At 62.7% G+C, this 23,297-nt stretch carries 19 protein-coding genes; 11 read left to right on the top strand and 8 right to left on the bottom strand.

Going from position 1 to position 23,297, the window contains the following annotated elements; translation table 11 throughout:
• Positions 1 to 43: 43 nt before the first annotated feature.
• Positions 44 to 2,692: a DNA mismatch repair protein MutS gene (gene mutS / locus MAXJ12_RS03325; RefSeq protein WP_008834347.1), complete on the bottom strand. Its 2,649-nt coding sequence runs from the start codon at positions 2,690 to 2,692 to the stop codon at positions 44 to 46.
• 188 nt (positions 2,693 to 2,880) lie between these two features.
• Between mutS and MAXJ12_RS03320 the strand changes: the two genes are divergently transcribed.
• Positions 2,881 to 5,160 (top strand): NADP-dependent malic enzyme, encoded by a 2,280-nt coding sequence (locus MAXJ12_RS03320; RefSeq protein ID WP_008834346.1) that lies wholly within the window; start codon positions 2,881 to 2,883, stop codon positions 5,158 to 5,160.
• Positions 5,161 to 5,173: 13 nt separating this feature from the next.
• Here the strand turns inward: MAXJ12_RS03320 and MAXJ12_RS34945 are convergent, their stop codons facing one another.
• From MAXJ12_RS34945 to MAXJ12_RS34245, 4 genes are all read right to left on the bottom strand, one after another.
• The gene (locus tag MAXJ12_RS34945) at positions 5,174 to 6,271 is read right to left on the bottom strand and encodes a DNA methyltransferase (RefSeq protein ID WP_008834345.1); all 1,098 of its coding nucleotides are present in this window, start codon (positions 6,269 to 6,271) and stop codon (positions 5,174 to 5,176) included.
• Positions 6,271 to 7,371 (bottom strand): hypothetical protein, encoded by a 1,101-nt coding sequence (locus MAXJ12_RS03315; RefSeq protein WP_139043778.1) that lies wholly within the window; start codon positions 7,369 to 7,371, stop codon positions 6,271 to 6,273. Before MAXJ12_RS03315 ends, MAXJ12_RS34945 begins: the two co-directional genes overlap by 1 nt.
• Positions 7,352 to 7,720 carry a hypothetical protein gene (locus tag MAXJ12_RS34250; RefSeq protein ID WP_008834342.1) on the bottom strand — a complete coding sequence of 123 codons (369 nt, stop codon included), beginning with the start codon at positions 7,718 to 7,720 and terminating at the stop codon, positions 7,352 to 7,354. Before MAXJ12_RS34250 ends, MAXJ12_RS03315 begins: the two co-directional genes overlap by 20 nt.
• 77 nt (positions 7,721 to 7,797) lie before the next feature.
• Positions 7,798 to 8,469 carry a ParB N-terminal domain-containing protein gene (locus tag MAXJ12_RS34245; RefSeq protein WP_008834341.1) on the bottom strand — a complete coding sequence of 224 codons (672 nt, stop codon included), beginning with the start codon at positions 8,467 to 8,469 and terminating at the stop codon, positions 7,798 to 7,800.
• Between the two features lie 571 nt (positions 8,470 to 9,040).
• On the opposite strand from MAXJ12_RS34245, the gene MAXJ12_RS03300 reads away from it, so the two are divergent.
• Positions 9,041 to 9,898, top strand: a complete 858-nt coding sequence (locus tag MAXJ12_RS03300) for a hypothetical protein (protein ID WP_008834340.1) — start codon at positions 9,041 to 9,043, stop codon at positions 9,896 to 9,898.
• Positions 9,899 to 9,912: 14 nt separating this feature from the next.
• Here MAXJ12_RS03300 and MAXJ12_RS03295 read toward each other — a convergent pair whose 3' ends face one another.
• Positions 9,913 to 10,689: an MBL fold metallo-hydrolase gene (locus MAXJ12_RS03295; protein WP_008834339.1), complete on the bottom strand. Its 777-nt coding sequence runs from the start codon at positions 10,687 to 10,689 to the stop codon at positions 9,913 to 9,915.
• Positions 10,690 to 11,645: 956 nt separating this feature from the next.
• Here MAXJ12_RS03295 and MAXJ12_RS03290 point away from each other — a divergent pair.
• Both MAXJ12_RS03290 and gndA read left to right on the top strand, forming a co-directional pair.
• On the top strand, positions 11,646 to 12,080 hold the full coding sequence (locus MAXJ12_RS03290; protein ID WP_008834338.1) for a Fur family transcriptional regulator: 435 nt from the start codon (positions 11,646 to 11,648) through the stop codon (positions 12,078 to 12,080).
• Positions 12,081 to 12,134: 54 nt separating this feature from the next.
• Complete coding sequence (gene gndA / locus MAXJ12_RS03285) at positions 12,135 to 13,556, top strand: NADP-dependent phosphogluconate dehydrogenase (protein ID WP_008834337.1); 1,422 nt, start codon at positions 12,135 to 12,137, stop codon at positions 13,554 to 13,556.
• Here gndA and MAXJ12_RS03280 read toward each other — a convergent pair.
• Positions 13,553 to 14,593 carry a LacI family transcriptional regulator gene (locus MAXJ12_RS03280; protein ID WP_008834336.1) on the bottom strand — a complete coding sequence of 347 codons (1,041 nt, stop codon included), beginning with the start codon at positions 14,591 to 14,593 and terminating at the stop codon, positions 13,553 to 13,555. The genes gndA and MAXJ12_RS03280 overlap by 4 nt on opposite strands.
• Positions 14,594 to 14,991: 398 nt before the next feature.
• Between MAXJ12_RS03280 and MAXJ12_RS03275 the strand changes: the two genes are divergently transcribed.
• The 7 genes from MAXJ12_RS03275 (at position 14,992) to mgrA (ending at position 22,283) form a co-directional block, all read left to right on the top strand.
• Complete coding sequence (locus MAXJ12_RS03275) at positions 14,992 to 16,230, top strand: ABC transporter substrate-binding protein (RefSeq protein WP_008834335.1); 1,239 nt, start codon at positions 14,992 to 14,994, stop codon at positions 16,228 to 16,230.
• Between the two features lie 62 nt (positions 16,231 to 16,292).
• Entirely contained in the window at positions 16,293 to 17,192 is a 900-nt protein-coding gene (locus MAXJ12_RS03270) for a carbohydrate ABC transporter permease (protein WP_008834334.1), read from the top strand.
• Positions 17,185 to 18,126, top strand: coding sequence for a carbohydrate ABC transporter permease (locus MAXJ12_RS03265; protein WP_008834333.1), 942 nt, complete (start codon positions 17,185 to 17,187; stop codon positions 18,124 to 18,126). The genes MAXJ12_RS03270 and MAXJ12_RS03265 overlap by 8 nt, the downstream gene beginning before the upstream one ends.
• A 6-nt stretch (positions 18,127 to 18,132) precedes the next feature.
• Complete coding sequence (locus MAXJ12_RS03260) at positions 18,133 to 19,221, top strand: ABC transporter ATP-binding protein (RefSeq protein ID WP_008834332.1); 1,089 nt, start codon at positions 18,133 to 18,135, stop codon at positions 19,219 to 19,221.
• A gap of 39 nt (positions 19,222 to 19,260) precedes the next feature.
• A complete protein-coding gene (locus tag MAXJ12_RS03255) occupies positions 19,261 to 20,007 on the top strand; it encodes a sugar phosphate isomerase/epimerase family protein (RefSeq protein WP_008834331.1) in 747 nt (248 codons plus the stop codon).
• Positions 20,008 to 20,037: 30 nt separating this feature from the next.
• Positions 20,038 to 21,180, top strand: a complete 1,143-nt coding sequence (locus MAXJ12_RS03250) for a Gfo/Idh/MocA family protein (RefSeq protein ID WP_008834330.1) — start codon at positions 20,038 to 20,040, stop codon at positions 21,178 to 21,180.
• Positions 21,181 to 21,236: 56 nt separating this feature from the next.
• Entirely contained in the window at positions 21,237 to 22,283 is a 1,047-nt protein-coding gene (gene mgrA / locus MAXJ12_RS03245; RefSeq protein ID WP_008834329.1) for an L-glyceraldehyde 3-phosphate reductase, read from the top strand.
• 37 nt (positions 22,284 to 22,320) lie between these two features.
• Here the strand turns inward: mgrA and MAXJ12_RS03240 are convergent, their stop codons facing one another.
• The gene (locus MAXJ12_RS03240; protein ID WP_008834328.1) at positions 22,321 to 23,295 is read right to left on the bottom strand and encodes an NAD(P)-dependent oxidoreductase; all 975 of its coding nucleotides are present in this window, start codon (positions 23,293 to 23,295) and stop codon (positions 22,321 to 22,323) included.
• Positions 23,296 to 23,297 lie beyond the last annotated feature (2 nt).

Below are 23,297 nucleotides of genomic sequence, written 5' to 3'. Positions count from 1 at the left end.
ATGGCCACGCTGCCCGACGAGCCGCGTCCTGGCCGCCCAGCGGCTACTTCCCCGCCATTTCCTTCAGCCGATACAGCGCTTCCAGCGCCTCGCGCGGGGTGAGTTCGTCGGGGTTGATCGTCGATAGCGCGGCGCCAAGCGTGTCGGGCTTGGCAGGCTTCGGCTCCTCGCGCTTCACCACCGCCGAAAACAACGGCAAATCATCGACCAGCCGGTCGGCCTTGCCGGAAGTCTCGCCGGCTTCGAGCTGGTGCAGAACCGCGCGGGCGCGCTCCACAACGGCGGCGGGCAGGCCGGCGAGCCGCGCCACCTGCACGCCGTAGGAGCGGTCGGCCGCGCCCTTGGCGACCTCATGTAGGAAGACCACGTCGCCTTCCCATTCCTTGACGCGCATGGTGACGTTGTGCAGCCGTTCGAGCTTGCCGGCGAGCGCTGTCATCTCATGGAAATGCGTCGCGAAGATCGCCCGGCAGCAATTCTTCTCGTGCAGATATTCGACCGCGGCCCAGGCGATCGACAGGCCGTCGAAGGTCGCGGTGCCGCGGCCGATCTCGTCGAGGATAACCAGCGCCCGCTCGCCCGCCTGGTTGAGGATCGCGGCAGTCTCGACCATCTCGACCATGAAGGTCGAGCGGCCGCGCGCCAAATCGTCCGACGCGCCGACACGCGAAAATAGCCGGTCGACCACGCCGATCCGCGCCGATTTCGCCGGCACGAAGGAGCCGGTCTGGGCAAGGATGGCGATCAGCGCGTTCTGGCGCAGGAAGGTCGACTTGCCGCCCATGTTCGGCCCGGTCAGCAGCCAGGTCGCACCGTGCCTGTCGCCTTGCTCCGGCGAGAGGTCGCAGTCGTTTGCCACGAATGGCGCGCCGGCCGTGCGCCGCAGCGCCTGCTCGACCACCGGGTGGCGGCCGCCGGAAATCTCGAAGGCGAGGCTGTCGTCGACCACAGGCCGCCGCCACGCCTCAGCGCTGGCCAGCACCGCGAGGGCTGCCGAAACATCGAGCACCGCAAGCGCCGTCGCGCCGGCGCGGATCGCGTCGGCATGGCCGACCGCCTCGGTGGTCAGCGCATCGAATACGCCAAGCTCGATCGCCAGCGCGCGGTCGGCGGCGTTGGCGATCTTGGTCTCCATCTCCGCCAGTTCGGTGGTGGTGAAGCGCATGGCGTTCGCCATGGTCTGGCGGTGGATGAAGCGCGCCTTGGCCGCGTCCGATCCCATCATCAGCGCCTGATGGTTGGCGGTCACCTCGATGTAATAGCCGAGCACATTGTTGTGCCGGATCTTCAGCGAGCGGATGCCGGTCTCATCGATCAGTTCGCGCTCCATCGCCGCGATCACCTTGCGCGCCTCGTCGCGCAGCGCCCGCATCTCGTCGAGCTCGGCATTGTAGCCGGCGCGGACAAAGCCGCCGTCGCGCCTGAGCAGCGGCAGCTCGTCGGCGAGTGCGCTGCCCAGATGATCGGCGAAGCGCACCGGCAGCGCCGAGATCGCGTCCAGCGCGCCTTTGAGTTCCGCCGGCAGCTCGGCGTCGGCAAATAGCGTCCGGAGCGCAAGCGCCGCCTCGAAGCCGGAGCGCAGCGCGCCGAGGTCGCGCGGGCCGCCGCGGTTGAGCGCAAGCCGCGTCAGCGCGCGCGGCATGTCGGCTGCCTCTTTTAGACAGGCGCGCAGCGCTCCGCAGAGCCGCGTTTCGGAGGCGAAGAACGCCACCGAATCCAGCCGCGCATTGATCGCCTTCGGATCGGTCAGCGGCGACATCAGCCGGTCGGCCAGAAGCCGCGCGCCGGCCCCGGTCACCGTCCGGTCGACGGCCTTGATCAGCGACCCGTCGCGGCCGCCCGACATGGTGCGCAAAAGCTCGAGATTGGCCCGCGTCGCGGGATCGATGAACAGCGTCGAGCCGGCCTGCTCGCGCTCCGGTCGCGACAGCGGCGGCCGCTCCGCCTTCTGCGTCTTCTCGACATAGGCGACGATGCCCGAGATCGCCGACAGTTCGGCGCGGGAAAACGTGCCGAAGCTGTCCGGCGTGGCGACGCCGTAGAAGCGGGCGATGCGGCCGGGCGCCGAGGCCGAATCGAACAGGCTCGGCGGCTGCGGGCTGGCGACCCGGCCGATCATGTCGAACAGCGGCTTTAGCTCCTCGTCATGGAACACCGGCTCGGCCACGATCAATTCGCGCGGGTCGACCCGGAAAATGTCGGCGGCGAGCGCCTCGGCATTCGTCTCGGCGACGCGGAACACACCCGTCGACAACTCGATCCACGCCAGCGCATAGGAGTTTTCCGCTCCGCCCTTCACCCGTCCCAGCGCCATCAGGAAATTGGATTCCGAAGGCGCCAGCAGCCGGTCCTCGGTGATGGTGCCGGGCGTGACCAGGCGGATCACGTCTCGCTTCACCACCGATTTGGAGCCGCGCTTCTTCGCCTCGGCCGGATCCTCGATCTGCTCGCAGACGGCGACGCGGTGGCCGAGCCCGATCAGCTTCTGCAGATAGTCGTCCGCCGCATGCACCGGCACGCCGCACATCGGAATGTCGTGGCCCTGGTGCTTGCCGCGCTTGGTCAGAACGATGCCCAGCGCCCGGCTGGCGATCTCGGCGTCCTCGAAGAACAGCTCGTAGAAATCGCCCATGCGGTAGAACAACAGGCAATCCGGGTTCGCCGCCTTGATCTCGACGAACTGCTCCATCATCGGCGTCGCCGCGCCGACTGCTGCCGGCGCGCTGCCCTCGATGCGTATCGGCGTTTCGTCGTTCACCGTGTCCCCGAAAAAAGAAGCTTCCCCTGCTTGGCGCTTTACGGCTGCGAAGTGTAGCCTTAATCCCGAACGCTCCACAAAAAGAAACGGAAATACCGCAGGGGAAGGGACGGCTCGAGACCATGGCCAGGAAAACCGAAAACCCAGGGCCCTCCGTCAGCGCACAGGAGGCGCTGGAGTTCCACGCCTCCGGTCGCCCCGGCAAGCTGGAGATCAGCCCGACCAAGCCGATGGCCACGCAGCGCGACCTCAGTCTCGCCTATTCGCCGGGCGTCGCCGTGCCGGTCAAGGCGATCGCCGAGGATCCCTCGCGCGCCTTCGACTACACCACGCGCGGCAACATGGTCGCCGTCATCACCAACGGCACCGCGATCCTGGGCCTCGGCAATCTCGGCGCGCTCGCCGCCAAGCCGGTGATGGAAGGCAAGGCGGCGCTGTTCAAGCGCTTCGCCGACATCGACGCCATCGACCTCGAAGTCGACACCGAGAACGTCGACGAGTTCATCAACTGCGTCAGGTATCTCGGCCCCTCCTTCGGCGGCATCAACCTGGAGGACATCAGGGCGCCCGACTGCTTCATCATCGAGCAGCGCCTGCGCGAACTCATGGACATCCCGGTCTTCCATGACGACCAGCACGGCACCGCCATCATCGCCACCGCGGGCCTGATCAACGCGCTGCATCTCACCGGCCGCGACATGAAGACCGCGAAGCTCGTCTGCAACGGCGCCGGCTCGGCCGGCATCGCCTGCATCGAGCTCATCAAGTCGATGGGCTTCTCGCCCGAAAAAATCATCCTCTGCGACACCAAGGGCGTCGTCTGGCAGGGCCGCGAGGAGGGCATGAACCAGTGGAAGTCGGCGCATGCGGTGAAGACCGACGCGCGCACGCTGGCCGACGCGCTCGACGGCGCCGACATCATCTTCGGCCTTTCCGCCAAGGGCGCGCTGACCCCGGCGATGATCCAGTCCATGGCCAAGAACCCGATCATCTTCGCCATGGCCAATCCCGATCCCGAAATCACCCCCGAGGAAGTCGCCGAGATCCGCACCGACGCCATCATGGCGACCGGCCGCTCCGACTATCCCAACCAGGTCAACAACGTTCTGGGCTTCCCCTATATCTTCCGCGGCGCGCTCGATGTCCGCGCCACCACCATCAATGACGCCATGAAGGTCGCCGCCGCGCAGGCGCTGGCCGATCTCGCCCGCCAGGACGTGCCCGACGACGTCGCCGCCGCCTATCAGGGCATGCGCCCCAAATTCGGGCCGAACTACATCATCCCGGTGCCGTTCGACCCGCGCCTGATCTCGGCCATTCCCGTCGCCGTCGCCCGCGCCGCCATGGATTCGGGCGTCGCGCGCCGGCCGATCCTCGACCTCGACAAATACGCGCAGGAGCTATCCGCCCGCCGCGACCCGATCGCCTCGACGCTGCAGCGCATCTACGACCGCGTGCGCCGCCAGCCCAAGCGCGTCGTCTTCGCCGAGGGCGAGGAGGAGCAGGTCATGCGCGCCGCCGTCTCCTACGCCAACCAGCGGCTTGGCACCGCCATCCTGGTCGGCCGCGAGGATCGCATTAAGGAGACCGCCAGCCATGCCGGCGTCGAGCTCGACCGGCCGGGCATCGAAATCATCAACGCCCGCCTGTCGCGCCGCAACGCCATCTATGCCGACTATCTGTACGAGCGCATGCAGCGCAAGGGCTTCCTGTTCCGCGATTGCCAGCGGCTGATCAACAACGACCGCAACCATTTCGCCGCCTGCATGCTGGCGCTGGGCGACGCCGACGCGGTGGTCACCGGCGTCACCCGCAACTATTCGACCGCGCTCGACGATGTCCGCCGCGTCATCGAGGCCAAGCCCGGCCACCGCGTCATCGGCGTATCGATAGCGCTTTGCCGCGGCCGCACGGTCATCGTCGCCGACACCGCCGTCCATGACATGCCCAATTCCGAGCAGATCGCCGACATCGCCGAGGAGGCGGCGGGCTTCGCGCGCCGCATGGGCTACGAGCCGCGCGTGGCCATGCTCGCCTATTCCACCTTCGGCCATCCCGCCGGCGAGCGATCCGCGCGCGTACAGGAGGCCGTCCAGATCCTCGACAAAAGACGCGTCGATTTCGAGTATGACGGCGAGATGGCGGCCGACGTCGCGCTCAACGCCAAGGCCATGCAGCAATATCCGTTCTGCCGCCTGTCGGGCCCGGCCAACGTGCTCATCATGCCGGCCTTCCACTCGGCCTCGATCTCGACAAAGATGCTTCAAGAACTCGGCGGCTCGATGGTCATCGGCCCGCTGCTGGTGGGGCTCAACAAGCCGGTGCAGATTGTCAGCCTCAACGCCAAGGACAGCGATATCGTGAACATGGCGGCGATCGCTGCGTATTCCGCGGGGGCTTGAGAAGATCGGCGAGCTAACCGATCACAGCAAAGGCAAAATCGTGCTCCATTTTCTCTGGCGAGGTACCCGGTCGAAAAGAGTTTGTCTGTCGCCTCCTGATGGTGCTGGTCTCGCCGCCGTGGAGCGGACGAATCGCGCGCGTACCGAACCCGGATCGAAGCGATGTGAGTAGCCCAGCGAAGAGTTCATCCTTGCCGAGCATAGTGCCGCCTATTCGAACAACCAAATTGGCATCTTCCTTGAGAAGGACCTGGCAGCCACGCCAAACCTCTTCCAAGAATAGCCAATATGTACTCGTTCTAGTATGACGGTCGTCTTTGTGAAGTCGAGCAGTCGGCCGCGACGGACCTCCTAAGAACCAAAGCCTCAGCCACTGATCTTCTGCATAGTCTGTTGTATCGAGGTAAGGTGGCGAAGTTACGATGAGGTTGACGCTTCCTTTATGTTCTTCCAACAATTCCCCCGCCAACCTAGCGTCGCCCAATACCACTTGGCCTTTGCGAGTTGGAATCTCCCCAGCATACCGATACAGGGCGGTTTTCGTCAAAACTTCAAATGCGTCCCGGCTAGGAGGAGTGAGCTGATGTTCCTTCCACCATCGGACGGAATAAGCAGGTTTAGTGCTAATTGTTCGTGGCATCCGATTACTAAGACAGAGCTCCGACTTGTGTGACTCGCCGTGCAAAATGCCAAGCATTAGCGCGGCAACAAACCTATCTACCGGGTCATCCTTCCAGCTTAGTTCCTTTTGTAAGAAAAGGATTTGCCGTAATGTATTTTTTTCAAAGCAAAGTGAAAAAAATTCATCCTGTGGATGCTGTAAAGATGTACACGACGCGAACCCTTCTTTTAAAGCAGTAATCCTCTGCAGTACCTCGTCGCGCGCCGGTATATCAGCTTTTGCCCCAGAAATGCAGGCTCCCACTGGGTTAATATCAGATCCTATTGCGTTCCGATCATTTAATAATCCTTCAAGTATTGTAGTGCCTCGCCCGCAGAATGGATCAAATACTTTATCCCCCGGGCGCGAATAGGCTAGCAACTGCTTTTGGACAAAGCTCTCAGGAAACATCGCGAAGTAAGGACAGATTGAATGCAGGGGATTGCGCATCACGCTTCCCCCCTAAGATGTTCAAGCGTGGTACTTACCCACTCCTTTACCAGTTCGAATCGCTCGATGCCTTCAACTCTCGCCTTATCCTCATCTTCGAACTGCAGCGCAACCGCCGCGCATGCAGCTACACGCTCTCTGTCCAAAACAATGCCGAATTGACGTTCTTCAAACTCGAAAACAGCGGCCCGCATATCAACGGGACCGCGTTCAATAGTTTTACGCGCATCAGTAACATTAAATGGCATCACCATGGCCGGTAGCATGTGTGTGTAGCTCGGGCCTGCGAACCAACTGCGCAAAGCATGCGCGCGATCCAAGGCTGACTTCCCGGTCCAATTCCTGCCAGATGCCACTTGCCCAAAAACCAAGACCTTGGACCCGTGCCGATCGTTGAAGTCAACCCAGGCTATCAGGTCGATTCCCGCGTCATTCTCTTCGTTGGGAGCGCCGTAGGGAACCCTATCAACAGGCTTGTATGCGCCGAACCGGGTCCAAGCACTCCGGTTGGCTGCTAGAAAATTGGACTTGTCTGGGCGTGGATAGCCGAAAGAAATCACAGTGCCGCGAAGGTAGCCGCCCATAGCGATCGTCGCGCAGATCTGTAGCAAAAACCCGTACATGTACTCGGAGTGGAGTTGAGTTCCGTCGGCGGTTGTTTGGGCGTGGTCGTCTGCATCCAATTCAAGTAAGCCAAGCCGCCGGGCCGAAATCAAAAGACAGTAAAGATAGATTACCGCGCCGGGTGTGTCTAGCGCATCTGGTCGCCAGCTAAGTCGTTTGCGTGCCGTTACGCCGGCGCCAGTTGCTTCGACAACAAATGGATAGCTGTCGGCCAACAAATCTGCCCGCTTTTGAAGCTCATCAAAAACATGACTTATGATTTCCGAGTTCTCGATGGCCACTATTTCGCCTTCAGCTATCTCGCCAGAGACCTCGTCATGCACAAGGCGGCTGCTGCGATCCTCCGCTTCCATTCGGATGATCTTTTGAAGTTCACCGCCGCCGAACGTTCGTTCACGCTGAGATGCGGATAACAGTTCCAGCCAATCTGCCAGGCGACTTGCCGGCACTGCTTCTTCAGGTCTTTGAAGGAGCATCAGCGAATGCCGCCAGGGGGTCTGATTGCGTCGACAGCATCCCTTGGCGCAAAGCCAAGAGCGTCTTGCCCATATTGTTCACGATTTCCAACAGCGTAGGGCTGCCATCAAAGTCCTTCGAAGCAGCTAAAGCCTCTTCGCAAGCACGGGCGGCTTGCCGAAGCACGATCTCAAAACGTTCGTGGGACGGCGTAAGGATTTCCGCAGCGGCATCTAAATCGCGATTGGCGATAAGCTCTTCCCTTGCCGTGTCGTGTGCAATAACACGAACTAACGTGCCAAGATCAGGATTTTGGGTCCGAATTAATGAAGGTTGATTTCTGCTACGCTGGCCGTAAAGCCAGTTCATCAGCTGCAATAAAGAAACGGTTTTTTCCGACGTTATTGTATCCTGACTTATAACGCTCCTAGCCGGCAGATTGATACCTAGGAATTCCTAACATCAGGCCGTGTCAAAGCGGTATAAAGATGTGATATCGGGAACGGGGAGCTTGTCGTAGCATCAGATGGTTCGAAACCTTCTGCACGCGCACGCTGGAGAACATTCCATCCATTCACAAGTCTCAAGACAGTATTGTGGCTATCCCCAAGAGTTCGACTTACTGTCTCGACGTCGTGGCCAGCGGCGATCCATTCCGATGCAAACTTGGCCTTAGCGAGCGCATCCCATTTGAACGGGCCGTTAATGTGCTTGAATCCAATATAGACGTAGGCAGCCTCTCGGCTGTCGGCGTAACGAACGCTGACAGTCTTTGGGTGTGCGTTTTCGTGTATCGGATCTACAGTTGGTAGCTTATATCCAATCTGTTTTCTTAAGGCATCTTCTTCAATCAACCTGAGTGCTGCAAGGCGTCTATTACCTTCGATAACGGTATTGTCTCGCTCTGCAATTAACGGTTCATAGTCGAACCAACCGGCTGTAAGGATCGACAACACCAACTCGTCAACATCATATTCCTCGACGAGATGAGCTACCACTTCCTGTTCGTTGGCGAATTCCATCTCCGCCATACGGGGATTTGCCCGGTCGAACTTTAATTCGCCCGGTTTTACCATGGTGATTTTCGGGTCCAAGCCCGCCGTGGGCGCTTTCGCCATCCGATTTCCCAATCGTGGTTTGTGAACCTTCGTATAGCGGTTTCAAAGCCAATTTCTATAGCAGAAACACATGGGCCATGTGTCAAGCTTGCGCTACCTCTGACGTAGATGGATATCTCGCCGATCCGCGTATCCGTCCGCCCGCATACTCCGGGTTATCTCTCTTGCGGTACTTTGGTGTGCACAGGGCAGAACGGTGGGCGTGACCTCGAACGTCCCTCTCGCTGAGAGACCTCACCCGTACCACATGCCCTGCACCACCTCCACCTCGGCCACCTCGGCCGCGTCTTCCGCCATCTTGGCGGCGAAGGCTTGTGGGTCCTGCTCCTTGTAACGGTGCCACCGCCGGCTGGTCGATCATGTAGGTCATTGGCACGAAAGCGAGGTCGATCTCCTTCAGCGCGCGCATCTCGGGAATGTCCTCGGTGTCGCCAGCAACGCGCCGCGCGCCGTTGTCGCGGCCCTGCGGTGGCTGCACCCCTGGGTGAGGCTGAAAAAATTGTTCGAAAAAATTCTATCCACCCCCTCTTCACCCCGCGCGATAATCCCGCCGCCTTGAGAGGAGGCGGCGATGGACTGGAATGCTGCGATCGAGAAAAACCGCGAGGCGCTGAAGTACGTGCTGGCCATGCTCGCCGGCATGGCAGGGCTGGGGAACAGGCAGTCGGCAATCGCCAGTCGGCAGTCGGCATCAGGACCAACGCAGGCTGCCGATGGCCCGACCGATTGCCTATTGCCGACTGCCGACTGCCGCTTAACCCTGCCGCGCCATCTCCACCGCGCCGTGCTGCGCCTGCTGCGCCCGGCCGAAGCAGCGGCGCGGCGGCTGATCATCGTGGCCGCGCGCGGGCTCGTCGTCGCCTTGCCGCCGGCCCGCCCGCGCGAGCCGCAACCCGCGTCGCGCAAACCGGGACCGGCACAGTCTATCCTGCGCAACGGCGTCGGCACCGGCATTATCCTGCCGCGCTACGTCCCTCATCCTGAGGTGCGAGGCGAAGCCGAGCCTCGAAGGACGTTCTGCCTGCCGCTCCTCGATCCGCTGCCCCGCTGGGGCGGCAGCAAGCGGCCGGCCGCAGGCGGGATTCCCCGCATCTGCTTCCCGGGTCTGACGCAACCGTTTCCCGTCCCCGGCGCGCCCGCGCCCGACGACCCGATCGACGCCGCGCGTCTCAACCTGCGTCTGCAAGCGCTCGGCCGCGCGCTGGACGACCTGCCGCGAGAGGCAAGGCGCTTCGCGCGCTGGACTGCGCGGCGCAGGCTTGCATGCGAACAGGGCCGGGTCGGGCGCTCCTCGCCGCTCAAGCCGGGCCGCGCGGCGGCATTGCCCAAATCCTTCCGTCGAGGGCGGCCGGCGCATGAGGTGCACGACATCCTGCGCGATCTGCACGGCCTCGCCCGCTGGGCCCTGGAGAAGCCCGACACGTCATGACGGGTTCGACACGATCACCCGTACCACTTGCCCTGCACCACCTTCACCTCGGCCGCGGCTTCCGCGACCTTGGCGGCGAAGGCTTGCGGGTCCTGTCCTTTGTAGTGGTAGGGATAGACCACCGCTGGCTTGAACTCGGCGACGGCCGAGCTCGCCTGGTCGATGTCCATCGTGTAAGGCAGGTTCATCGGCACGAAGGCGATGTCGATCTCCTTCAGCGCGCGCATCTCGGGAATGTCCTCGGTGTCGCCGGCGATGTAGACGCGGCGTCCGTGGACGGTCAGCACATAGCCGTTGTCGCGGCCCTGCGGGTGATATTTCTTGCGATCCTCGGTGGTGTTGTAGGCCGGGATCGCCTCGATCTCGACCGGGCCGACGGTGGTATTCTCGCCATTGGCGATCGCGGTCGCCTTCTCCTTCAGATCGGCCGGCAGCATTTCCATCACGGCCGGGTTCACCACCAGCTTGGTGTCGGCGCCGACGATCGCGGCCAGCGTCTCCGGCTCGAAATGGTCCTGGTGCTCATGCGTGATCAGCACCAGTCCGGCCGCCGGCTGGCCGTCATAGAGCGCCTTGCCGCCCACCGGGTCGGCGTAGATCACCAGCCCCGGCACGCTCATCACGAAGCTCGCATGGCTGACCGGGCTGACGACAATCTCGCCGCCATCCGTCTTGTAGATGTCGCCCTGCGCTTGCGCGCGGGCCGTGAACGGCATGAAAACCGTGGCCCCCAAACCTGCGAGGCCGGCCGCCCCGGCGAGCTGCAGCGTGTCGCGTCGCGAAAATTGCATGGCGAAAACTCCTCCTTCTGAGCGCGGCTTACCCTGCCGCTACGTCAGGCTGCAGACTAGGCGAAACAGCGCTTCCGGCAAGCCGCTCGCGAGAACGTGAGCGCCGCGTGATCGGAAGGGCTTATCCTCCCCTGCGCAGCGGGGGAGGGGACCACGCGAAGCGTGGTGGTGGGGGCGGGCCTCGCTCCAAGCTTGCCCCTGTCAGCATGTGTCAGGAATGTTTTCCTTGGTTTTATCCACACCCCCCGCCCCTCCCGCATAATTGCAGCCGTCCTTCCTGCCGGGAACGCTCCGGAGTCGTTCGACAGCGGGGAAGGATCGGCGCTTCCGTTCCATGGCCGACGAAGCCATGGGGCCGGAGAGGCTCCCTCCAAGGGTTCCCCTCGGGACACTACGGTCACGGCGTGCTGGAGGAGCACACAGGCCCCGAAAGCCGAAAGGTTTTAAGGGCGCGGCGGAACGGACGGGGACAGAAATCGCCGGCGGGGCGCGAAAGTCGCGCCACGTATTTTAGTTTCGGAAGGCTCGGCCAAGCGCCCCGCTTCCCGACTTATTGTAGTGGCCAGGGCGGAAACGCAGCGTGGTAACGGAGAAGTATGCGCCCTCCCTTCTCCCCTTGTGGGGTGAGCAGCCGGTTCGCGGGACGCGAATTCATCGTGCCGGTGGCACGATGAAAGGCCGGCGAACGCCGGGACGATGCGAAGCATCGGGGACCCGGCCGTACAGTGGATTGGCGCGCAGCGCCAAGACGGATGAGGGGTTGGAAGAAAATGAGACGGGGAAGATAAGCTCGGACAATGTCGAAATGCGCAATCGCCAGCCTCGATGCTCCACGCAGCACCCCTCATCCGACCGCCCCTTCGACAAGCTCAGGGTCGGCCACCTTCTCCCACAAGGGGAGAAGGGAAAAAGCCCGACTCTTTGCAACTGGGTGTCATCTGGCGCATAGTCGGACCATGGCCAAGGCAAAAAACCAGAAACCCGATTACGAAAAAATGCTGCGCAAGGCGGGCGTCAGGATCACCCGTCCGCGCCGCATTATTCTCGGCATATTGTCGGACGCCGGCGACCATCCCGACGCGCTCGAGATCTTTCGCCGCGCCGTCGCCGTCGACGGCAGCATCTCGCTCTCCACCGTCTATCGCACCATGAAGCTGATGGAGGGCATGGGCGCCATTCACCGCCACGCCTTCGAGGGCGGGCCGTCGCGCTTCGAACAGGCCGGCGGCGATCATCACGACCACCTGATCGACGTCGAAAGCGGCGACGTCATCGAATTCAAGTCCGACCGCATCGAAAAGCTGCAGGACGAAATCGCAAAGGAACTCGGCTACGACATCGTCCATCACCGGCTCGAACTCTACGGCCGCAAGCGCCGCTCCGCCGGTTGACGAAGCGCGCCCGGCGCGTCAATCATCGCCGCCGCAATCACGAGGAGCCATAAAATGCAGGAAGCCGAAATCGGCCTGATCGGGCTCGGCGTCATGGGCTCCAATCTGGCGCTCAACATCGCCGAAAAAGGTCATCGCATCGCGGTGTTCAACCGCACCCATGCCCGCACCGAGGCCTTCGCCGCGTCGGCGGGCAGCCTGCGCGACATGGTCGTGCCCTGCGCGTCCATCGAGGAACTCGCGGCCGCCATCCAGCCGCCGCGCCCGGTCATCATCATGGTGCAGGCGGGAAAACCGGTCGACGAACAGATCGCATTGCTGCGCGGCGTTCTGATGAACGGCGACATCGTCATCGACGCCGGCAACGCCAATTTCCGCGACACGGTGCGGCGCTTTTCGGAACTCGAAGGCTCCGGGCTGACCTTCATCGGCATGGGCGTTTCGGGCGGCGAGGAGGGCGCGCGCCACGGCCCGTCGATCATGGTCGGCGGCACGCGCGAATCATATGCCCGCGTGGAAAAGATCCTCACCGACATTTCGGCCAAATACGAAGGCGAGCCCTGCGCGGCTTGGCTCGGAACGGGCGGCGCCGGGCATTTCGTCAAGACCATCCACAACGGCATCGAATATGCCGACATGCAGATGATCGCCGAGATCTACGGCATATTGCGCGACGGGCTCGGCATGCCGGCCAAGGAGATCGGCGCGGTGTTTTCCGGCTGGAACCGCGGCCGGCTGAACTCGTACCTGATCGAGATCACCGCGGAAGTGCTCGCCGCCGACGACCCGCGGACCGGACAGCCCATGGTCGACATCATCCTCGACCGCGCCGGTCAGAAAGGCACCGGCAAGTGGTCGGTCATCGAGGCGCAGACGCTCGGCGTGTCGGCCACCGCAATTGAGGCCGCGGTCTCGGCGCGCATATTGTCGTCGATCAAGACCGAGCGCGAGGCGGCTGAGCGCGTCTATGGTCGCGGCGGCGTTTCGGCCTTCACCGGCGATCGCGAGGCGGTGCTTGCCGACCTCGAGCTTGCCCTGCTCGCTGGCAAGATCGCGGCCTACGCTCAAGGCTTCGCCGTCATGGACGCGGCCTCGAAGGAATTCGGCTGGAACCTGCCGCTGCCGACCATCGCCAAGATCTGGCGCGCCGGCTGCATCATCCGTTCGCAGTTCCTCGGAGCTATCGCCGATGCCTTCGCCGGCGGCACAGTGTCCAACCTCCTGATGACGCCGGCCTTCATCGGCATGATGAAGGAGGCGCATCCGTCGCTGCGGCGCATCGTGGCGCGCGCCTCCGAATCCGGCCTGCCCGCGCCGGCCCTGTCCTCGGCGCTCGCCTATTTCGACCTCTACCGCCAGGGTCGCGGCACCTCCAACCTCATCCAGGCGCAGCGCGACTTCTTCGGCGCGCACGGCTTCGAGCGCATCGACGCTGCCGGGGCGCATCACGGGCCGTGGGGGAGTGGGGCCGGCTAAGGCGCGGCCGGCTCGACGGCTCGCGGCACCGAGAGGCTCTGCAGCGATTGCGGAGACTTCCCGCCGATCCAGCCCAGCACCGAGCGAGCCAGCTCGCGGCCGGCCAGCCGGAAATCCTCGTTGATGAGGTGTAGCTCGGGCCGGAACAGATGCAGGATCGGCGACGATTGCTTCGACACCACGTCGACGTCGCGCCCGAGCTTCAGCCCGACATCCTCGATGCCCGCAACCAGCGCCAGCGTCGCCGCCCCCGCGCTGCTGATGAAGCCGTCGGGGCGGTTCTCGCGGCGCATCAGCTGAGCCGTGCGGGCGCGGATCTGCTCCATCGAATGGTCGATCGAGACCGTGTTGAACGGGATTTCGCTCGCCCCGGTCTCCGACAGAGCGTCGGCGAACCCGTCCACCGTATGCTGGTGATAGGTCAGGCCCTGTGGCGGCGTCAGCAAGGCCAGCCTGCGCCGGCCAAGGCTCGCCAGCCGGCGCACCGCCTCGACCGCGAAGGCGTGGTTGTCGAAATCGTGGAACGGATGCGCCAGCCCGGCCTCGGTGCGGCCATGCGTGGCGAAAGGAAAATTGCGCTCGATCATGTAGCGCACGCGCGGATCGTCCGGCTGTGTGCGCGAAATGATGATGCCGTCGGCCGACCCGGTCTCGACGACGTAGCGCACCGGATCCATCGGGTCCTGGGCATGCGAATAGGGCGTCACGATCAGATGGTAGGGTGTCGCCGCCAGCACCTCCGAGACGCCGTAGATGATATCCGACACAAAGCTCATGATCTGCTCGTCGGTGTTGAGCACCAGGCTGATGACGTTGGTCTTGCCGGTCCTGAGCCGGACGCCGGCGCGGTTCGGCCTGTAGCCGACCTGCCGGGCGACGAGCTGCACCCGCCGCCGGGTCTCCTCGCCGATCTCCGGCGCATCCTTCAGCGCGCGCGAAACCGTAGTGACGCCGAGCCCTGTCATGAAGGCGATCGTCTTCAAGGTCGGGCGGCCGGCCTCGTCGCCGCGCGATGTCTCTTCGTTAAGCTTGTCCATTGCCTCGCCTGCCAGCCACCCGGAAAACAGTACGGCGCCGTCCCTTTGCACATTGGACCTGAAAAACGTAGCCCGCAAGCGTCTGTAACGTTACAGAAAGTGAAACGATTATGCCAGCGGGTGGAGCCATCTGGGGCGCAATGTGAATGGCATCGACATTGACGTGATCGGAGTGTGCGGCGCAAAAAGGAATTGAATCAGAGGCTTGTCGGAGAAAAATCACAGATGAAGGTGCACTGCAGCATGGAACATTGCGCAGTAAGAGCATCGGAAAATCCCGGCGCTTTAATTCGCGTCCCGAAAAAAATGTCGTCCAGGCTCCGGTTTTGGGATTGCGGAGTCCGGCCAATTCCAATATCAAAAAATCTGTAACGTTTCAGATTCTGGGAGGAAGCCAAATGCGTTATCAATTCATGACCGCAGCATTCGCGGCGACAGTCGCACTTCAGTTTACCGGCCCGGCCGCGGCCACGGACCTCGAAGTCACCCACTGGTGGACGTCCGGCGGCGAGGCCGCGGCCGTTTCCGAATTCGCAAAGGCATTCAACGCCACCGGCAACAAGTGGGTCGACGGCGCCATTGCCGGCGGCGGCAACACCGCGCGTCCGGTCATGATCAGCCGCATCACCGGCGGCGACCCGATGGCCGCTACCCAGTTCAACCATGGCCGCCAGGCGGAAGAACTGGTGGAGGCGGGCCTGATGCGCGACCTCACCGATCTTGCCACCAAGGAGAAGTGGGCGGAGATCGTCCGCCCAAAGAGCCTGCTCGACGGCTGCACGCTCGACGGCAAGATCTACTGCGCGCCGATCAACATCCATTCCTGGCAGTGGCTGTGGCTGTCAAACAAGGCCTTCGAGGAGGCCGGCGTGCCGGTGCCGAAGAACTGGGACGAATTCGTCGCAGCCGCGCCGGCGCTCGAGAAGGCCGGCAAGATCCCGCTCGCCATCGGGGGTCAGCCCTGGCAGAACTCCGGTGCCTTCAACGTGCTGATACCGGCCATCGCCGGCAAGGATGTCTTCCTCAAGGTCTATCAGGACAAGGACGCGGAAGTGGCCGCGGGACCCGAGATCGCCAAGGTGTTCAAGGCGGCCGACGATGCGCGCAAGATGGCCGCGAAGTCGAACGTGCAGGACTGGAACCAAGCCACCAACCTCGTGATCACCGGCCAGGCCGGCGGTCAGATCATGGGCGACTGGGCGCAGGGCGAGTTCCAGGTCGCCGGGCAGGTTGCCGGCGAAGACTACACCTGCCTGCCGGGCCTCGGCGTCAACGAGCTCATCTCGACGGACGGCGATGCTTTCTACTTCCCCAAGCTCGACGATCCTGAAAAGACCAAGGCCCAGGAGGTACTTGCCTCGACCATGCTCAACCCGAAGACGCAGGTTGCCTTCAACCTGAAGAAGGGCTCAGTGCCGGTGCGCGCCGACGTCGACCTCACTGCCGCCAACGACTGCATGAAGAAGGGTCTCGACATCCTCGCCAAGGGCAACGTCATCCCCGCTGTCAACCAGTTGAACACCGAGGACACCAACAATCAGCTCAACGATCTGTTCGTCGAGTTCTTCAAGACGCCATCGATGACTCCGGAAGACGCGCAGAAGCGCTACGCCGATATCATCGCGGCCGCCGAATAATAGGTCAGCCAAGGGCCCGGCCCCGCCTGGCGGGGTCGGCTCCTGCACGTCAGGAAAGCCGCATGACGACCAGACAAAACGGCCGCCCGAGCCAGCTTTTCAGGAATTTGAACGCCAAGATCGCTTCGATTCCTATGGTACTCACCGCGCTCGTCGTCTTTCTCGGCGGCACCGCGTGGACCGTTCTCTACTCCTTCACCAGTTCGAAACTGCTGCCGCGCCTGAATTTCGTCGGGCTCGATCAGTATGAGCGCCTGTGGGCGGCGCCGCGCTGGATGACAGCGATCGAAAACCTGGCTATTTACGGCTTTCTGTCGCTTATTTTCTCGCTGGTGATAGGCTTTCTCCTCGCCGCGCTTCTCGACCAGAAGATCCGTTTCGAGGATACGTTCCGCACGATCTTCCTGTATCCGTTCGCGCTGTCCTTTATCGTCACCGGCCTTATCTGGCAGTGGCTGCTCAATCCTGACTTCGGCTTCCAGGGCGTGGTCCGCCAGCTCGGCTGGGAAAGCTTCACTTTCAATCCGCTCTACAATGCCGAGATCGTCATCTACGGCATCCTGATCGCCGGGTTGTGGCAGGGCACCGGCCTCGTCATGTGCCTGATGCTTGCCGGCCTGCGCGGTATCGACGAGGACATCTGGAAGGCCGCGCGGGTAGACGGCATTCCGATGTGGAAGACCTACCTGTTTATCGTCATCCCGATGATGCGGCCGGTCTTCATCACGACGCTGGTGATCATCGCATCAGGCATCGTTCGCGTTTACGACCTGGTCGTCGCACAGACCAGCGGCGGCCCCGGCATAGCCTCGGAAGTGCCGGCAAAGTACGTCTATGACTACATGTTCGCGGCTCAGAACCTTGGCCAGGGCTTCGCGGCTTCGACCATGATGCTGCTGACCGTGGCGATCGTGATCGTACCCTGGGCATATTTCGAATTCGGGAGGCGCCGGCATGTCTGATCACGCCGCCCTCAATGTCGCCGCGGCCGGGTTCGATGCCATCGCCGAGGAAGTCTCCGGTCCGCGCGGCGCGAAGCCCCGCCGTGTCCTTTCGCGACGCAACATCTTTCTCTACGGAACGCTGATCCTGATCGCGGTCTATTATCTGCTGCCGCTTTACGTGATGTTCGTGACCTCGCTCAAGGGCATGCCGGAAATCCGGCTCGGCAACATTTTTGCGCCGCCGGTCGAAATCACCTTCGAGCCTTGGGTCAAGGCCTGGGCCACCGCCTGCACGGGCTTGAATTGCGACGGGCTGTCGCGCGGCTTCTGGAACTCGGTGCGCATCACGGTGCCGTCGGTGATCGTCTCGATCATCATCGCCTCGGTGAACGGCTACGCGCTCGCCAACTGGCGATTCAAGGGCGCAGATATCTTCTTCATCATCCTGATCGTCGGCGCCTTCATCCCCTATCAGGTGATGATTTATCCGATCGTCATCATCCTGCGCGAGATGGGTCTCTACGGCAGCCTCTGGGGTCTGGTCATCGTGCATTCGATCTTCGGCATGCCGATCCTGACGCTGCTCTTCCGCAACTATTTCGCCTCCGTGCCGGAGGAACTGTTCAAGGCGGCGCGCGTCGACGGCGCGGGCTTCTGGGCGATCTATTTCAAGATCATGCTGCCGATGGCGCTGCCGATCTTCGTCGTCGCCATCATCCTGCAGGTCACCGGCATCTGGAACGATTTCCTGTTCGGCGTGATCTACACCAAGCCTGACACCTATCCGATGACCGTGCAGCTCAACAACATCGTCAATTCGGTGCAGGGGGTGAAGGAATACAACGTCAACATGGCCGCGACCATCCTGACCGGCCTCGTGCCGCTGATCGTCTATTTCGCGTCCGGCAGACTTTTCGTGCGCGGCATCGCCGCGGGCGCGGTGAAAGGCTAGCTTTATATGTCCAGCGTTTCCGTCAAGGACCTGTCGCTCAATTTCGGCCACATATCGGTACTGAAGGACCTGAACCTCGACATAGCGGAGGGCGAGTTCCTGGTGCTGCTAGGGCCTTCGGGCTGCGGCAAGTCGACCCTGCTCAACTGCATCGCCGGCCTGCTCGACATCTCCGACGGGCAGATATTCATCAAGGGCAAGAACGTCACCTGGGAAGAGCCTAAGGACCGCGGCATCGGCATGGTGTTCCAGTCCTATGCGCTTTATCCGCAGATGACGGTGAAGGGCAATCTTACCTTCGGCTTGAAGAACGCCGGCGTCGCCAAGGACGAAATCGAACGGCGCGTCGCGCGCACGGCCGATATCCTGCAGATCCAGCCTCTGCTCGAACGCAAGCCCTCGCAGCTGTCCGGCGGTCAGCGCCAGCGCGTCGCCATCGGCCGGGCGCTGGTGCGAGATGTCGACGTGTTCCTGTTCGACGAGCCGCTCTCCAATCTCGATGCCAAACTGCGTTCGGAACTGCGCGTTGAGATCAAGCGGCTGCACCAGAAGCTTGCCAACACGATGATCTATGTCACCCACGACCAGATCGAGGCTCTGACGCTGGCCGACCGCATCGCGGTCATGAAGGGCGGCCTGATCCAGCAACTCGACACGCCGCATGCCATCTATAACCATCCCGTCAACCGCTTCGTCGCCGGCTTCATCGGCTCGCCGGGCATGAACTTCCTCGAGGGCCAGTTGGAGACCGGCGCAGGCGCCGTCGTCAAGATTGGCAACATGCCGGTGCCAATCGACCGCTATGTTTTCAGTGGAAGCAGCCAGCAGCACACCGGGGCGACGGTGCTCGGCATCCGGCCAGAGCACATCGCCTTCGGCGACGGCGCCGGCGCGATGCCGTTTTCCCACGAGGTCGACATCGAGATCGTCGAGCCGATGGGATCGGACACGCTGGTCTGGACCAGGCTTGACGGCCAGAGCCTCTCGTTCCGCGTCGAGGCGGAACGGCCGCTGCAAGCCGGCGACCGCGTCAGGATAGGTTTCGATCCCGCGCGCGCCTCGCTGTTCGACAGCGCCACGGGCAACCGCATCTGACATTCACCCCAAAATCAAAGCAGCACACGGAAAACCAAGATGGACTGGTCATTTCAACTCTACAGCGCGCGTAATTTTCAACCCTGGAGCGGAGTGCTCAAGAAGCTGGCCGGGCTCGGCTACAGGCAGGTCGAAGGTTTTGGCGGCATCTATGACGACCCGGCCGGCCTGCGTGCCGAACTCGACGGCAACGGCCTGACCATGCCGAGCGGGCACTTTTCGATCGACATGCTGGAGAACGATTTCGCCGGTGCGGTCGCTCTCGCCAGAACGCTCGGAATGGGCATCATGGCCTGCCCCTATCTTGTCGCCGATCAGCGGCCCTCCGACGCGGCAGGTTGGCAGGCATTCGGCAGGAGACTGGCCGCCGTCGGCAAGGAGGCGAACAAGGCCGGCTTCCAGTTCGCCTGGCACAATCATGATTTCGAGTTTGTTCCGCTGGCCGACGGCAGCGTCCCGCAGCAGCACATACTCGACGCAGCGCCCGACATAGGCTGGGAGATCGACGTGGCCTGGGTCATTCGCGGCGGCGCCGATCCGATCGACTGGATCGACCGCTACGCCTCGCGCATCGTCGCCGTGCACGTCAAGGATATCGCCCGGCAGGGCGAGGCAGCCAACGAGGACGGCTGGGCCGATGTCGGGCACGGCACGGTCGGCTGGCGCAGCCTGATGCAGGATCTGCGGAGCAAGACCAAGGCCACGGTCTATGCAATGGAACATGACAATCCGAGCGATTTCGAGCGCTTCGCCAAGCGCTCGATCGACGCTGCAAAGACATTCTAGCCGCCAGTCATACCCAGGAGCATTTTCAAAATGGCAAAGAAACTCGGAGTCGGCGTTATCGGCTGCGGCAATATTTCAAAGGCCTATTTTTCCCTCTCGCCGATGTTTCGTGGGATCAAGATGCGCGCGTGCGCCGACCTCAACGAGGCCGCGGCGAAGGCTCGCGCCAAGGAGTTCGGCCTGCGTTTCGAGACCGTGGACGGGCTTCTGAAATCTGATGACATCGACATCATCGTCAACCTGACGATCCCGGCGGCGCATTACGATGTGTCGAAGCAGATCCTTGACGCAGGCAAGCATGTCTATTCGGAAAAGCCTTTCGTACTGGCGGTCGACGAAGGGCTCGACCTGAAGAAGAGGGCGGAGAAGAAGGGCCTGCGCATCGGCTCGGCTCCGGATACGTTTCTTGGCGGTGCGCATCAGCTTGCGCGAAGCCTGGTCGATTCCGGCAAGCTCGGAAAAATCACCAGCGGCACCTGTCATGTCATGAGTCACGGCATGGAGCACTGGCACCCCAATCCGGACTTCTTCTTCGTCGCAGGCGGCGGACCGATCCTCGATCTCGGACCATACTACATCTCCAACCTGATCCAGCTCATCGGCCCGGTGAAGCGTGTCGCGGCGCTGACCGCTATCCCCGCGACCGAACGCACGATCACGTCGAAGCCGCGCGCCGGTGAACGAATTCCGGTAACCACGCCGACGACGATCCATGCGCTGATGGAATTCGCCGGCGGCGCGGTGGTGACCTTCAATGCTAGCTGGGACGTCTGGCTGCACGGCCATTCGCCGATGGAGCTTTACGGCGAGAACGGCACCCTCCACGTACCCGATCCGAACTTCTTCGGCGGCCAGGTGCGCTACAGCAAAGCAGGCAAGCCGATGAAAAAGTTGCCGAAATGGGATCACCCGTTCCAGAAGCCGAACGAGTTGCATGCAAGCGGTCTCCTCGCGAATTACCGCACTGCGGGACTCTCCGACATGGCGATCGCCATCACCGAAGGCCGGCCGCATCGCTGCTCGCTGGAAGCGGCGCTGCATGCCATCGACGTCATGACCGGTGTGCTGAAATCGGGCGAAACCGGACAGTTCGTCGACATGCAGACGACCTGCGAGCGCCCGGCCGCGCTCGGCATAAAGGAAGCGAGGGCGCTTCTCGCCAAGATAAAATAGCGCTATCGGAGGGGCGCGAACGCGCTCCCTCCCCGCTGTTTACCGAGGACAAGATCATGACATGGCATCCGGCCGAGAACCGCTATGAAACCATGCGCTACAACCGCTGCGGAAAATCCGGGCTGAAGCTGCCCGCGATCTCGCTTGGCCTGTGGCACAATTTCGGCGAGGACACGCCGCATCGCACCAAGCTCGCGATCTGCCGCAAGGCCTTCGATCTCGGCATCACCCATTTCGATCTCGCCAACAATTACGGTCCGCCGCCGGGCTCGGCCGAGATCGCTTTCGGCGAGATATTGCGCACCGATTTTGCCGGTCTTCGCGATCAGATGATCATTTCGACCAAGGCCGGCTACGACATGTGGCCCGGGCCCTATGGCGAGTGGGGCAGCCGCAAATATGTGCTGGCGAGTCTCGACCAGAGCCTTAAGCGCATGGGCCTCGACTATGTCGACATCTTCTACTCGCATCGCTTCGATCCCGAGACGCCGCTGGAAGAAACCATGATGGCGCTGGACCAGGCGGTCCGGTCGGGCAAGGCGCTTTATGCCGGCATCTCATCCTACAATTCGCAGCGTACGCGCGAGGCGGCCGCGATATTGCGCGAACTCGGCACGCCGCTCCTGATCCACCAGCCCAGCTATTCGATGATCAATCGCTGGGTTGAGGATGACGGGCTGCTCGACACGCTGGACGGGATCGGCGTCGGCTCGATCGTGTTCTCGCCGCTGGCGCAGGGCATGCTGACCGCCAAATATCTCGACGGCATTCCGCAGGATAGCCGCGCTGCGCAGGGCAAATCGCTCAGGCAGACCTTCCTCAACGACCGGACGCTTTCCAACATCCGCGCATTGAACGCGATCGCAGAGAATCGCGGGCAGACGCTCGCCCAGATGGCGCTGGCCTGGGTGTTGCGCAAGGGCCGCGTCACGTCGGCGCTGATCGGCGCCAGCCGCCCCGAGCAGGTCGAGGACTGCGTCGGCGCGCTGAAGGCGCCTGACTTCAGTGACCAGGAGTTGGCCGAGATCGACCAGCACGCCCGCGACGCCAACATCAATCTATGGGCCAAATCGGCGGAACGGGAAGGGCCGGCGCGGAAATAGCGCATGCCTTGACGAACCAGGCTCGCGCGGGTCGGGATCAGGTGGGAAATCGTCGCCCGTAGTGTTCGACTGCTTCGGGATTGCAGAGATTGACCGGGAGCCCGCCGTCGAGCACCCGGACCGCCTCCTCGGCCGCGCCGACGCCCATGCGCATCATGCTTTCCTCGGTGATGCCGGCCAGGTGCGGCGTGACAATCACATTGTCGAAGGAGAAATACGGATGGTTGGACGGCAGCGGCTGCGTGGCGAAAACGTCCAGCGCCGCGCCGCCGATTTCACGCCCGGCCAACGCTTTGAGCAGAGCGGCGTCGTCGATGACGGGGCCGCGCGAGACATTGACCAGTAATGCGTCCGGCTTCATTTGCCGGATGCGATCCTGGCTGATCAATCCGGTCGTTTCCAAGGTCAGCGGGCAGCATAGCACGATGATATCGCTTTGCCGGACCAGATCGTCGACGGCGGCGAAAGCCACGTTCTCGGGCAGGTTCCTGCGGTCGCGGGTGTTGGCGATCACCTCCAGGCCAAAACCGAAATGTGCGATGCGGGCGACCTCCGTTCCGACATTGCCCATGCCGACAATGCCAACAGTGCGGCCGGCCAGTTCGTTGGCCGAATTGGCGTGCTCACGCCCGGCGAGCCAGCCCTTTGACCGCAGGTCGCGGTCTGTCGCGCGAAATCGCCGGAGTAGGGCCAGCGTCACCAGGAAGACATGCTCGGCGACGGAGCGCGCATTGACGCCGGGCACGTTGGCGACCAGCACGCCAGCTTTCGTCGCGGCCTCGACGGGAATCATGTCGAGGCCCGCGCCGTGCCGGATTGCGGCGCGAAGTGCCGGCGCTCGCTCGAACAGCGACGGCGGCAACGGCGCGCGCACGATGACGATCTCGGCGTTTGCCGCTTCCCGCGTCAGGGTCTCGGTGTCCAGCGCCGATGCGATGACGAAGTCGCCTGCGCTGGACAGCATGTCCGTTGCCTTGGGATGCAGTCCATGCGTGGAAAAGATGATCGCCATGG

The sequence above is a fragment of the Mesorhizobium alhagi CCNWXJ12-2 genome (assembly GCF_000236565.1).
Taxonomy (GTDB): Bacteria; Pseudomonadota; Alphaproteobacteria; order Rhizobiales; family Rhizobiaceae; genus Allomesorhizobium; species Allomesorhizobium alhagi.
This window is presented reverse-complemented; position numbering and strand designations above follow the sequence as displayed.

Excerpts from the sequence above, each read along its gene's own strand:
- MAXJ12_RS03315 (WP_139043778.1), bottom strand. The coding sequence starts at position 7,371 with ATGCTCCTTCAAAGACCTGAAGAAGCAGTGCCGGCAAGTCGCCTGGCA.
- MAXJ12_RS03320 (WP_008834346.1), top strand. The coding sequence starts at position 2,881 with ATGGCCAGGAAAACCGAAAACCCAGGGCCCTCCGTCAGCGCACAGGAG.
- MAXJ12_RS03260 (WP_008834332.1), top strand. The coding sequence starts at position 18,133 with ATGTCCAGCGTTTCCGTCAAGGACCTGTCGCTCAATTTCGGCCACATA.
- mutS (WP_008834347.1), bottom strand. The coding sequence starts at position 2,692 with ATGATGGAGCAGTTCGTCGAGATCAAGGCGGCGAACCCGGATTGCCTG.
- MAXJ12_RS03265 (WP_008834333.1), top strand. The coding sequence starts at position 17,185 with ATGTCTGATCACGCCGCCCTCAATGTCGCCGCGGCCGGGTTCGATGCC.
- MAXJ12_RS03240 (WP_008834328.1), bottom strand. The coding sequence starts at position 23,295 with ATGGCGATCATCTTTTCCACGCATGGACTGCATCCCAAGGCAACGGAC.
- MAXJ12_RS03270 (WP_008834334.1), top strand. The coding sequence starts at position 16,293 with ATGACGACCAGACAAAACGGCCGCCCGAGCCAGCTTTTCAGGAATTTG.
- MAXJ12_RS03300 (WP_008834340.1), top strand. The coding sequence starts at position 9,041 with ATGGACTGGAATGCTGCGATCGAGAAAAACCGCGAGGCGCTGAAGTAC.
- MAXJ12_RS03250 (WP_008834330.1), top strand. The coding sequence starts at position 20,038 with ATGGCAAAGAAACTCGGAGTCGGCGTTATCGGCTGCGGCAATATTTCA.
- mgrA (WP_008834329.1), top strand. The coding sequence starts at position 21,237 with ATGACATGGCATCCGGCCGAGAACCGCTATGAAACCATGCGCTACAAC.
- MAXJ12_RS34250 (WP_008834342.1), bottom strand. The coding sequence starts at position 7,720 with ATGAACTGGCTTTACGGCCAGCGTAGCAGAAATCAACCTTCATTAATT.
- gndA (WP_008834337.1), top strand. The coding sequence starts at position 12,135 with ATGCAGGAAGCCGAAATCGGCCTGATCGGGCTCGGCGTCATGGGCTCC.
- MAXJ12_RS34945 (WP_008834345.1), bottom strand. The coding sequence starts at position 6,271 with ATGCGCAATCCCCTGCATTCAATCTGTCCTTACTTCGCGATGTTTCCT.
- MAXJ12_RS03275 (WP_008834335.1), top strand. The coding sequence starts at position 14,992 with ATGCGTTATCAATTCATGACCGCAGCATTCGCGGCGACAGTCGCACTT.
- MAXJ12_RS03280 (WP_008834336.1), bottom strand. The coding sequence starts at position 14,593 with ATGGACAAGCTTAACGAAGAGACATCGCGCGGCGACGAGGCCGGCCGC.
- MAXJ12_RS03295 (WP_008834339.1), bottom strand. The coding sequence starts at position 10,689 with ATGCAATTTTCGCGACGCGACACGCTGCAGCTCGCCGGGGCGGCCGGC.
- MAXJ12_RS03255 (WP_008834331.1), top strand. The coding sequence starts at position 19,261 with ATGGACTGGTCATTTCAACTCTACAGCGCGCGTAATTTTCAACCCTGG.
- MAXJ12_RS34245 (WP_008834341.1), bottom strand. The coding sequence starts at position 8,469 with ATGGCGAAAGCGCCCACGGCGGGCTTGGACCCGAAAATCACCATGGTA.
- MAXJ12_RS03290 (WP_008834338.1), top strand. The coding sequence starts at position 11,646 with ATGGCCAAGGCAAAAAACCAGAAACCCGATTACGAAAAAATGCTGCGC.